Annotated in this window: 9 protein-coding genes and 1 tRNA gene; 4 read left to right on the top strand and 6 right to left on the bottom strand. The window is 53.8% G+C overall.

Annotation, left to right across the window (positions count from 1 at the left end; all coding sequences use genetic code 11):
- Positions 1 to 331: site-specific integrase (locus BM397_RS22640; RefSeq protein WP_483860481.1), on the bottom strand; the 331-nt coding region annotated here is incomplete at its 3' end.
- A 406-nt stretch (positions 332 to 737) separates the two neighbouring features.
- Here BM397_RS22640 and BM397_RS22635 point away from each other — a divergent pair.
- On the top strand, positions 738 to 2,654 hold the full coding sequence (locus BM397_RS22635; RefSeq protein WP_092428785.1) for a DUF7380 domain-containing protein: 1,917 nt from the start codon (positions 738 to 740) through the stop codon (positions 2,652 to 2,654).
- A gap of 75 nt (positions 2,655 to 2,729) precedes the next feature.
- Here BM397_RS22635 and BM397_RS29090 read toward each other — a convergent pair whose 3' ends face one another.
- The 3 genes from BM397_RS29090 to BM397_RS22630 all read right to left on the bottom strand — a co-directional run bounded on the left by BM397_RS29090 (position 2,730) and on the right by BM397_RS22630 (position 5,142).
- The gene (locus BM397_RS29090) at positions 2,730 to 3,638 is read right to left on the bottom strand and encodes a hypothetical protein (RefSeq protein WP_143015411.1); all 909 of its coding nucleotides are present in this window, start codon (positions 3,636 to 3,638) and stop codon (positions 2,730 to 2,732) included.
- Between the two features lie 14 nt (positions 3,639 to 3,652).
- Positions 3,653 to 3,745: transfer RNA gene (locus BM397_RS29390), tRNA-OTHER, on the bottom strand.
- A gap of 377 nt (positions 3,746 to 4,122) precedes the next feature.
- Positions 4,123 to 5,142, bottom strand: a complete 1,020-nt coding sequence (locus BM397_RS22630) for an IS110 family RNA-guided transposase (protein WP_092428783.1) — start codon at positions 5,140 to 5,142, stop codon at positions 4,123 to 4,125.
- A 604-nt stretch (positions 5,143 to 5,746) separates the two neighbouring features.
- On the opposite strand from BM397_RS22630, the gene BM397_RS22625 reads away from it, so the two are divergent.
- A complete protein-coding gene (locus BM397_RS22625) occupies positions 5,747 to 6,226 on the top strand; it encodes a hypothetical protein (protein WP_143015410.1) in 480 nt (159 codons plus the stop codon).
- Between the two features lie 721 nt (positions 6,227 to 6,947).
- A complete protein-coding gene (locus tag BM397_RS29085) occupies positions 6,948 to 7,985 on the top strand; it encodes a hypothetical protein (RefSeq protein ID WP_143015409.1) in 1,038 nt (345 codons plus the stop codon).
- Positions 7,986 to 8,634: 649 nt separating this feature from the next.
- Here BM397_RS29085 and BM397_RS29080 read toward each other — a convergent pair.
- The gene (locus BM397_RS29080; protein WP_143015408.1) at positions 8,635 to 9,315 is read right to left on the bottom strand and encodes a hypothetical protein; all 681 of its coding nucleotides are present in this window, start codon (positions 9,313 to 9,315) and stop codon (positions 8,635 to 8,637) included.
- On the bottom strand, positions 9,312 to 9,740 hold the full coding sequence (locus BM397_RS29075; RefSeq protein WP_143015407.1) for a hypothetical protein: 429 nt from the start codon (positions 9,738 to 9,740) through the stop codon (positions 9,312 to 9,314). The genes BM397_RS29080 and BM397_RS29075 overlap by 4 nt, the downstream gene beginning before the upstream one ends.
- An 842-nt stretch (positions 9,741 to 10,582) precedes the next feature.
- On the opposite strand from BM397_RS29075, the gene BM397_RS22610 reads away from it, so the two are divergent.
- Complete coding sequence (locus BM397_RS22610; protein WP_092428777.1) at positions 10,583 to 11,185, top strand: hypothetical protein; 603 nt, start codon at positions 10,583 to 10,585, stop codon at positions 11,183 to 11,185.
- Positions 11,186 to 11,469: the final 284 nt, after the last annotated feature.

Genomic DNA, 11,469 nt, shown 5'->3' with positions numbered 1-11,469 from the left:
CGAGCCAGGCCATCAATGACCGCCTCGTGCCCTCGGTGATCTCGAAGCGCACTGGCTGTCGAGTCTTCTGCTGCACGACCGATACGCGCTCCTTGATCGAACCGGCAGAAAGCACGTCCGCCACTTTCAGGCACACGAGGTCGCAGCCGCGTAACTTGCTGTCGATCGCTAGGTTGAAGAGGGCGAGGTCGCGGATCTTCGCTGCGATTTCCAAACGGACACGGATGGCCCAGACGTGTCGAGGTAATAGGGGCCGCTTTTGACCGATAATGCGGCCACGGTTCCAGGCGGGTTTGGTGGGGCGAACGGCGGGTAGGTTCTCATTTCCCATGGTGAAGGTTTCCCTCCACCGCGCCCAGCCCCATCTCCGACCCGTTGCCGGCGGCGGAATGCTACCATGGAGGTCCAGCACTGCGATGCTGCACGGCGGCGCCGAGGCCGATTCGTAGGTGCTGGGCCACGGCCCCGCTGCGAGTGCATTCGGCTGGTCCCAGCCCCTAGCTGCCGGTCGTGGCCAGCGCGGCATAGCGCCAACCTCCGATACGATGGGCGGAAACCGGAAATTCGCTGCGAATGCGAGAAGGCGGATACCGACTGAAGTAAGCTGCCGCTCGTGGTGGAGTAAACAGGAGTGCAGCGATTGACCGTCATGCAGGTGGTAGGCGAGGCGCTTTAGCCTGTATGTCCTGAGAATCGGCGACTATATTCCAGTCCGCGATAGAACGGAGGCCCAAGGCATGTGCGCACAAGAAGCGGAAAGCGAGGAGCGACAGCCTACACCCGGCATCGACTACGTCATCACGCGGGAGCAGCTTGACCTTGTGGACGTGAACCGGACGCTTGCAGCGGTTACTAGCGTCGAGTGTCGTGATGTTAATCGGTGCTTGGTTGCCCTTGATGGTGAGCGCCCAGAAGAACATTTGGCTGCCATCAGATTGTTGTCTGGTTTGACCAGCTATCATTTCGTCCCGGACCATCCGACTGAACCATTCAAGCCAATGTGGACAACGGGCGATCGCCGCTCGCTTGTGCCAACAGACCTCCTGCAAGAGCAGATCGACGTAATCGCGGAGTTCGCGCCAACTGTTGCCCACTTGGGGTTGCGTGCACGACTATGCGATGTTTCGTGGTTCATGCAGAGAAGGCGCCGCGAGATGGCAGAACTCGCAATTGCCGCTTATTGCGATCTGGTCGAGGCGGTGCGCGCAGGTAAAGCGACCTTCTCTTTTGAGAAAATCTCGGCTTGGGGCATTGGAGCAAAAAATGCCTTGGTACGAGCAGCGCGCATTTCGCACGCTACACGCTGGGAGTTACCTATTTCTCAACGCCTCCGTGACCTATTAGCTGAGCTGGTCGCTACTGCGTATCATGATGGACGTGATGATGATTTTTGGCGCATCGCGGAAGTAGACCTAGACCACGGGATCACGCCGCCCACGGAAGTGGCCACTATGGCAGAAGCCCTCGTCGACGGCGAGCGATTGACAGACAATCCCGATGCCCGACTCAGTTTGTGGCAACTCGCTGCGCGCGGCTACCGACGTGCCCGAGACGACGAGAATGCCAACCGATGCATGGTGGCCTCCGCGGAATGTCACGTTCAGAAGGCCGACCTCGCAGGCTCACCGATGCTCGAAGCGGCATTTCTTCAAGAAGCGATCCAAGCCCTTCGTAACTACCCAAACACACGAGAACGTCGTGAGGAACTAACTGCACGACTCCGCGATGTCCAACCCGGCATCCGAGACGAGATGGGACATTTTTCGACTGAGATAGACTTGACCAAAATCGTTGAGCACTCGGTCGCAGTCGTTCGTGGCCATTCCTGGCCTATCGCATTGTTGTCGCTGGTGCTCTGCGACCAGCCTCCAACTCCGGAGGAAATCAGGCATACTGCGAACGAACACGCGCAGGAGTTTCCATTGCAGGGCATTATGCCGATGCAAGTCCACGACTTTCAGGGCCGGGTTGTTTTCCGCGCACCGGGCATGGGCGGCGATGACGCGGCACAAGAAGAGCATTTACGGTACCTGATGGCTTTCCATCGCGGGCATTCTCGACAAATGACTGTGGCCGGTGGGATTAACCCGATCAGACAAACGATAGCGTCTGAACACCTAGTATCCAACGATACGGTCTTAGAACTTCTGCGTAACAGCCCTTTCATTCCGAGGGGGCACGAATACATCTTCGCCCGTGCAATCTGTCACTTTCTCGCTGGCGAAGACATCGAGGCGGCTTCACTTTTAACGCCACAACTCGAGAACTCGCTGCGCCACATCCTTGCGCTCAATGGGCACGACACGACAACCGCGGATGCGGATGGGGTGCAAACAGAAGCTTCGTTGTCTATTTTGTTGAACGCAGACCGGCCTTGGCGCACCCTGCTGGAACAAGTCATTCCACCGCGCTACATTCATGAGATTGACTTGCTGTTTAACTTTCCGGGCGGGCCGTCAATCCGAAATCAGGTGGCTCACGGAAAAGTTCCAGCAGGCGGTTTTTGGAATCATGATTTTGTCTACGCCACCTGGCTCATTATCCATTTGGCAATACTTCCAATGGCGAGGCGATGGGGTGACGTGGAGGAGATATTCGCCCGTGTTACTGGCCTTTACAGAGCTGCGGATGTTGACGAAGAACCTGATCAGTAGGCGTGCCTTTGCTGACCTTTTTCCCCGCGCTGCGAATAACCGATCCGGACCGAAAAGCTCAGGTAGAAGCGTTCATCACTCCGAAAGCCAACGGTTGAGACCCTTTGGATCCAATGCGGTCAGCCTTTCAATAGCTTCTTGATTAAACTCCAGTGAAGGACCGCTCTTGGCCCTCTTCTCTGACAAACCTTGATGTTGCAATAGAGATCGAACGTAGCGAGGGCGATCAGTAGGGCTTCTCCCCCAAATAGCTGCGATCTCACTTCCTTTCTTAGTGGAGGCGGAGCGATCACGGATCTTGGGGCGGATCGCTTCTTTAACCAGTTGTCTAAGGTAGGTTTCGGGGTCAATTTTTTTGAACAATTGGCCTTCTAGATCCTCAACGAAATGGTGAGATGCATTAATGAGCGAGGCTACTTCCTTGAAAGTTGGTGGATTCTCAGAGTCATAGTCACTAAGAAGGATATCGGCATCCAACCCACTAAACCTAGCTGCGACAATCTCTCGATTTGCGTCAATAGTAGCCCGTTGCTTGGCCGAGAGAGTGTCGTCAGCTTCCATATGTGCGCCTTCGTTTCGCCAACTAACCAGAACTGCGATCAGTGCGCATAATAGTGGATCAAGACCGTGCAGATTGCCTTCCAATGCCGCTAGCTTTTTGAAAACGCTTCGACCCGCTCGATCAATATGCCCTCGAAGAATTGCGTCTTGAATTAATGTGGGTTGACGCATTGAGTCGCGAATATAAACATCAACAGCATCGACCGCTCTTATCAATGCCATGTCCAGCACCAGTCTACGTGCGCGTCGCGCCGAGTTCTGTGGTGATTTTGGCGACCAGGTGGTTCTCATCTCCTTTGGTATTTTGTCGACGATTCCGCGTTCTATCGCATCGAGTCCAACGAGTGAGGTGATTATAAGATGGTTGGCGTTGCCAAGACTTGCTTTAAAACGCTTACGTCCAAAACTCTTGTTTAGATACATATCTTCTTTCCGGATGGCGCGCTTGGTACGGTTCGCACGTACATCACCTGCTCTAAGCAAGCCAAGGCTTCATAAAGGCAGGAGCTTTAACCTTAAGCTACAAACGCGAGGACATCCTAAGGAGGGCAAATCTAATGGTCAACCAAAGTTAGGTTTACGCAAGGTGCGTCGAAGCATAGGGCAATACGATGAACGGCAGCTAATGGTTCGGATCGACCACCAGCTGCGCCTGGCTCGAATGTCCTGTGTGGATGGCTCCCGCATAGCAAGTCGTAAATGATCTCGTGAACCTTTTCAGAAGCGGTCTTGTGTCCGGCCTGTTTGCGCGGTTCACACCGCTGGCCCTGATGGGATCCGCAGATCAGGTTCCTATCTGGATTGCGGGCAATTGCGCCCTGGACATTCGGCGGAGCGTCCTGATCGTTGCGGCTGAAGGGTACACCATCACATCGTCGGTCTTGCTATCTCGCTGTTTCGGTATGTCTCAGGCTGTGTGAGGGCGGTAGGGTTCGTTTCTGGTCAGCACCGCCCACATGATCCGCGCCGTCTTGTTCGCCATGGCAACAGTCGCGAGCCGGGCCGGTTTTCTCTGCAACAGCTTCGTCAGCCAGGGATCGGCACGCTCGGGATGATTGGTGACCTGCCGCACACGCGATGTCATCCCGACGACGATAAGCTGGCGCAGGTACCGATCGCCCATCTTCGTGATCTTTCCCAGCCGCTCTTTGCCACCGCTGGAGTGGTTGCGCGGTGTCAGACCAAGCCACGCCGCAAATTCCCGACCACTCTTGAACTGGTGACCCGACCCGATCGTGGCGGCCACGGCCGAGGCGGTCACTGGTCCGACGCCGGGAATGGTCTGCAGGAGTTGCGCCTGGCGGCTGAGACGAGCCTGGATACGCATGGTGATCTCGTACCAGCGAAGGCGGTTGTGCAGTTCGACCAGCTGACGGCTGAGAACCCGCAGAACGTCCTGGGAGAGCTCGGGGAACCCGGACTGCTTGCCCTCGATGATCCCTTTCGCAAAATCGATAGCCCGCGTGACGCCCCGGGCGATGGCGACCCCGAACTCCGCGGCCAAGCTTCGGAGCATGTTGATCAACTGGGTGCGCTGTCGAACCACGAAGTCCCGTGCGCGGTGCAAGGAGAGAAGCGCCTGCTGGTCCTCGGACTTGATCTCGACAAAGCGCATCGTCGGTCGCGTCACGGCCTCGCAAATGGCTTCTGCATCGACCGCGTCGGACTTACCCCGTTTCACGTAAGGTTTGACGTACATCGGCGGCATCAGCCGGACAGTATGACCGAGCTTCGTAAGCTCGCGGCCCCAGTGGTGGCTCGATGCGCAGGCCTCGATGCCGATGAGGCAGGGCGACAGTCGCTCGAAGAACGCCAGCACCTGCGCCCGGCGCAAAGGCCGATTGAAGGCAACCTCTCCGGTCTCGGTGACTCCGTGGATATGGAAGATGTTCTTGGCCAGGTCGAGGCCGACAGTGGTAACTTGCATGGGGTGGCTCCTCCCAATTGCAGTTTCTGACACCTGCAGTATGGCGCATTGCGACGCCGGGAGCGGGAGCCATCCACCCCATCTGGAGAGGGCCGAAAGCCATGGCCATCATCATTGGAAAGATGTCCTGGTTTCAGCCTCTTCTTTTGTCGCAGCAATGAACGGCACCCCTACATTTCCATCTCGTTTGTCAAACTCGCGGTTGGAGAATGCCTGATCGCGGGTTTCGTATGGGCCTGATATCACCCAAGAACCCGCGGGTCTTGGTGTAGTTTGTCTGTACCAATACCAATAATATTGTGTCACAGTTTTCCTTTCAGGGTATTTTGATTGTTGCGCCACGCGAATTGAGATCAAATGTGCCCCACACCTAACAGAAATTTTCTGCGTGGTGAATGGCCGCTTGGGTGATGCCGCCGTGCGGCGCTGATGGTCGCATCGAAGATCTGGTATGGGCCGAACAAGTTGATACAGTGGCGCGGCCCTCGTGGTGGGGCTGCGGTCGTTTCGACCTCTGAGTGACCGATGTAGCTCCATGCATCAATATCAATTATTCAGAATTTGTCAAAACGTGCTGAATTATAGCCAATTTTGATAGAGGTTTATGACAAAGGATTTTTCTATGGTGCTGGCGAAAGGACCCAAAGCGATGACCATTGAAAATGCCATCAAAGGATTCACGGCCCTTGTAGGACTTGCTGGTTTCGTGTTCGGTGTCGTCAAGTTCTTAGAGGTTATGGCTGTTGACGCAGAAAGGCCGTACCTTGAAAGAAAGCTGGCTTGGTGTGAGCAAGTAGTTGAGACAACTTCGCGAATAGCCACTTCGGCGGAGGCATCGCAAGACGATATCGATCGATTTTGGCAGATGTACTGGGGTGTGATGGGGCTAATAGAGAAAGCCTCAATAACCTCCGCTATGGTAGAGTTTGGCAAAAGCCTTGAGGCCATACCGTCCGCCGAAGAAGGTTCAAAGGATCTAAGCTCTCATCTATCCAGCATGCAGGGCAAATCGTTGTCACTCGCTCATGCCTGCCGAAAAGAGCTTTCTGCGGAGTGGTCGCCAAGTTGGTCTATCACTCCTTAACTTTAATCAGGCGAGTTTGAGGAGAACAGGCCAACGTGTCAAAACCCATAAATTTCTGTCAGCGTCGAAAACGACCGTTCGTAAGCCGCTCTATTCATTCAGAGCCGCGGTTGGTGCAGGCGCCGTGAACGGCGATTTTGTCCGCACTGCCGAACTCGCCTGCAAGGCCATGCTGCGAGATGCCTCGAATGGCCGGTCTGGTGACGCCGCACCGAAGCGATTGCCTGCCTGGGAATGGCAGTAACGGGCCGGCTGCGTCATGAAGGTCGACCACTGGTCGTCCCTTCGCTATGTCGGCTTCCTGCGCATTGCTTCTGCGCATTGCTGCGGACTGACTTTGATGTCACGCACGACCGGGGGCAGCCCGAACATGCCGTTCGCCTTGAGGTGACTCTGGAAGAAGCGGTCCTTCGCCCAGGGAGCTTGAGTCGACTAACGAGCGAACCAAGCTGCCGTTCGCAACAACCGCGGCGTGAAACTCTTTGTCACCATCAAAATCGGTCCGAAGGGCGGGAAGTCAAATACCGCCGCCGCAGCATGGCAGTCGCAGCGAGCCTCGGACAGAGATCACTTGTGTGAAGGCCAGTGACCAGTCTTGCGAATTCTTCGCAAGTGACCCGCCGCTCCGAAGTAAATATGTGCAATAGACATTGCAACTACAGTCCAGCCCGCTAACGCTATAGAGAACCAAACCTAGAATATTAGTAGGAGAGCCACTTACATGCTGACAATCAGTTCTGACACCAATTTAGTCGAAAGGCAATTCGACACATGGCGTTCGGCTCTTCTTGAAGAGGGCATCCGCGACGGGAATCTCTGGCGTTTACCTGAACAATGCATTGTTTTCCGCAATCAGACTGACGCTAAAAGCGATACGCTAGGCCCCGGAACCGCGCTTGGCACAGATCCCACTGGTGTCTACTGGGCAGTTCAGATCAACGAGGCAAGAAAACCGGGTGATCCCAACGTCACTTCCGCTATCGCCCTCGACGAGAAGAACCGGCCATTTTTGCTTCGGCAAGGGCGGCTAGCACGCCAAAAAGTGGGCGATAAACACATTCTAGAAGCTGAGTTTCGTGCGCTCACCGGGCTCTCGCCCGAAGATGTCGAAAATGGAGATACTCCAGGTAAGAAGCGAGAATGGTATATCGTAACTCCGCTTGATGTCAGTCCGGACGAAATTCGGTCTGCTACTGGTCGTTTCGTCGATATTTGCGCGAAGGCTCGAGGAAAGGAGGCAGCTGGGGAAGGTCTGCTTCCTGACACAACGCCGGCTGTGGGCCTCGGTAACGACGAAACTGGCGGAACCTATACCGTTGGTGCTCGTGATGCTCAGGATGCAAAGCAAATTCTGAAGCAGCAAGGAGAAGTTTGGCAGCGCTTAGTGGTCACGTTGCGTGAAGCAGGTATTGCTATCAGCAAGCCCAAGCATGCCAATGGATACGAAGTTGACGCGGTTATTGCAGGACCTATTGAAACTATTTTACTGGAGATTAAGTCAGGAGCAACCGCTGCGGACGTATATACAGGTATGGGGCAGCTGCAGCTTTATCCTAAGCTCTTGCCGCAGCTTGGTCACCATCAGTTGGTCTTGCTCCTGCCAAAACTTCCCCAGCAAGCCTTGGTGAAGGCTGTAGAGGAATGTGGTGTGCGGCTCTGCACCTACGATTTTTTTGAAGAAAGTGGAAAAATGCGAGTTACTTTTAGCGACGAGCTTAGAGAAATCTGCGGGATTAAACCGCCGCATCAAAAGCGTTGACCAACATGTTTCTGCTAACACAGCTCGTGCAATACATGGCGGCACGTCCGTCTACGGTCTGTTGGAGGCTCACAAGGGTCTATCTCTGCGCTCAGCCTGGCGGGCGGCTTTCAAGAAATGAACTCAGCTGAGCCGCGTCCGCTTCGTGCGCTGAGTAATCGCCGGGGCCACGAATTTGAGTGTCCGCTTCCTGTGCCTAGCGGCTGTCCTAGTCACCAGCGCAACCGGCAGCTTGCTTCGCCTAGCCGCCGGCTAGGTGAGGCGCTCGGCATGGCCGGTGTCAGCCCAAACTCGACATTCCTCTCGAGTTGCCCCGCACAGTGAGGCGGACCTTCATCCCAAGACCATCGGAGGAGGGAGGAGCGAGGAGCGTACTTTGCAACCGCTCGTTAAGCTCGCCCCGATGACCGCATTTTGAACTCCGAAAGGCGAAGGCCCCTTCGTCGGTAGAGTTGGAATAGCTCCCGTTCCGTTCTAAGCTCGGATAAGAAGACGTGTCGAACTTCGATTGGAAAGAGACTGACGCTGGGCAAAGCTAAGAGATATATCATGCGTACATGAAGCCGTTTGAACAAGAAGAATGGCTACTGAAGATCGGGCCCTTTGAACGTTTGTACTATTTGATAGTGTCGGAAAATGGCCTGAAGCCCTAGCCACAAGCCAGCGCACCAATACGGTGTGTCTTTAATTCATGAGCTAGCCCGCCAAGGTCTTTTATGTGGCAAGCATAATGCAGATCTGTGCCATTTGTTGTTTTTGCTTCAAAGAGGACACTTGCCTCTTTTACATCCACCAAGTACCCCAAGAGCCGTTCAGCTTTGACGCAGTCCAGCTCCTGTTCTCTCAGCTTGAAGAGAGCTGAATATTCGATGCTTCGTGTCGAGGCCTTACCGTGCTCAAGAGCCACGCCGCCCCAGTCGTCACGATATGTCGGCAACTCAGGGTCTGTTCCGCTCTTTCCCAGCTGCACAACATTCTGAGCGTCGAAAACCACGTTGCATGTTCCAAGTGAAAGAGTCGCGGTTTGCACGGAAACAAAATCACCGTAGCCGGGGGCCCCGAGGTTATAGAGTGTATTCACAGCTGCTAAGTAAAGAACGTCTCCTCTCTCACCGAAAGAGTTTCCAACTTCCTTGAAATAGAACACGGTTTGCGTTATGGGCGCGAATGATACTTCCGGTCCACGCAGCGCATTCCAGGCTTGCCATCCAAGAGCGCTCAAGGATCCGATGAACGCCAAAAATGCGAGGAGGTCGAGTTCCCGCTTTATGCGAAACCCAAACAATCTGAAAGCGTTGTCATCGTCAGCTGGTTCACTTTCGGTGCTCATAACTCACATGCCTTAGGTATGGACGTTTGTTCACCAAGCCTCCGTTCCAGCTCCTCGGTTTTATCGATCAGTTGTTGACACACTTCTCTAAGCTTCGCCTGAGCGTCAGCGAGTTCACGCTCCTCATTTCTCAAATCTTGTTCCAAGTCGAGGCGCAAAATGTTTCTCGCCTGAAGGGAATCAGAGCTAGAGTATTCGCAGCCGCGACATCCCGAAACTAGTGACCACCAGTTTTGTGCCTTACTTCTTTCTATTTTTTCATAGAGTGATTTGACGCTTTCGCTATGAACCATCGCATCTTCTTCTGCCTGATCAATTGACGAGATCAGAACGCTAATGGATGTATCAAGCTCTTCGCGTGTCTCGCACGACATCAAGATCAATGTGCTCAGTGCGGCTACTGCGGTTTTGTGTATGAATTTCATTTCTGGGCGTAAGCCTCGAAAAATTGGATTTTCTTAGGCGACTCCGGAAAAATCTCATATACCTTCAAGAACAAAGCTCTAGCGAGGAATGTAGAGCAGTAATTATTGTACTCTCCGTCCGCAGACTTGGGAAGAGCCGTTTTCCTGCTGTCCAACTCTTGTTCTGTTGGGGCAGTACACAAACCGAAAATTCGAGCCCCCAGCGACCCAAGGTTAGGTACATTAAAACCCGGACATTCGTGCAAGTCGCAACATACAGTAGTTTGGGCCCGTTGGAGCCGATCGCTGCACTCCGCCTGAACTGAAGATTTCGGGAGGTGAAGGCAGCGGCGCTAGGTCCGCAAACTGCGCTGAGCGGCCCCTGCGGGTTTTCTGGACAAGGCCGTTCGGCTGCTTGCAGCCCAATTGCGACATTCGTTCCAGTAGTGGTGCTCTGGATGTGTCACGCTCGAACGAAGCACAACGCACTCTCGCTGCTTTTCCTGCAAGCAGTTTCTCTGCAAGGGTCAACCTTCAAGACGCCTTGCGGGAGATAGTCCCCTTGTTCTTTCACTTTGCAAATCACATAGATTCTGATATGCTATATCGATACGATATCCGCGCCCCTTTCATATCACCTGAATATACAAGTATAAAACCTCACATTATTCCTGCAGACATTCTTCCTGGATCAAGTAGCCGATTTCTCTGCAGCAACTTAAACATTTTTCCTTATCGGTGCATTTCGCACCTCACAAACAACTATAAGTTGAAATGATTATTTGCAATGGAAAAATGATCTTTTAATCACTATCATTGATTGCCGAATAGACATATATAAAATTATTTCAAGGAATCTAGAATTGAGCGAACTTGACAGAATTCATAGCCTCGAGCTGAAGACGCAATCCATCGAAGATAAATTCAAAGGCTGGAGGACCTCCATTCTTGCGATTATCGCTTTCCTAGGAGCAGGGACTGCGCTTGGCATATATGATCTTTATGGGCGCGCTCTTGACGAAGTTCAGTTAGGCGTAGCGAAAGCTGCCGCTTCAGAGATCTCGACGCTGCGCGATACGGCAGAACTCAACGCCGCGGCCATAAATTCTGCACTGATCAAGAGTTGTTTCGACAAAAGATTTACCGAAAAAACCGAGATGTGTATTTTCCAGATTCTTCCGGAGGGGAAGTATACTCTTAACTATGGAGCCGCCTCTGCTTCTTGTGCCGCTCGTGGCGCTCGCCTCTGCACATTGAATGAGTTGACCAGCGCTTACGAAAAGGGAATAGAGCAGTGTGCGTGGGGCTGGGTTTCAGATGTGGAGGTTCATGCGAGTGTAACTGATCTTACAGGTACGGTCGCATATCCGATGCAAGTCGAGCGCCAAGGCTGTTTGCAAGGTATGAATGTGCAGAATGGCCAAAATCTCGCAACGGTCACCCGAGGCGCGTGGTGCTGCATGTGATTAGCGACGGCACCCTTTAGGGGTGAGCTTCGCTAGGATGAACCTCTATTACCAGCTCCGCAATGATCGCAAATTCTGCGCTGCCTTGTTCGTCTAGGGCAGCGCCACGATCAGCTGCTAACTGCGCAAAGGTGTCATTCTAGGAATACTTCTTTAGGGTCGCACGCGGCAGTGCTCAGTGGGGTGTCGGCCTCGAGCAACTAGCAGTCTTGAACTCAGTGCCGTCGCGCATCGTCGCGGCGATAGCGCTGGATGCCCGGCGAGCCTTGAAGCCGCGGACCGTC

The organism is Alloyangia pacifica (assembly GCF_900116195.1).
Classification (GTDB): Bacteria; Pseudomonadota; Alphaproteobacteria; order Rhodobacterales; family Rhodobacteraceae; genus Salipiger; species Salipiger pacificus.
The sequence above is the reverse complement of the archived record's forward strand: the minus strand, read 5'-3'. Positions and strand labels throughout refer to the sequence as shown.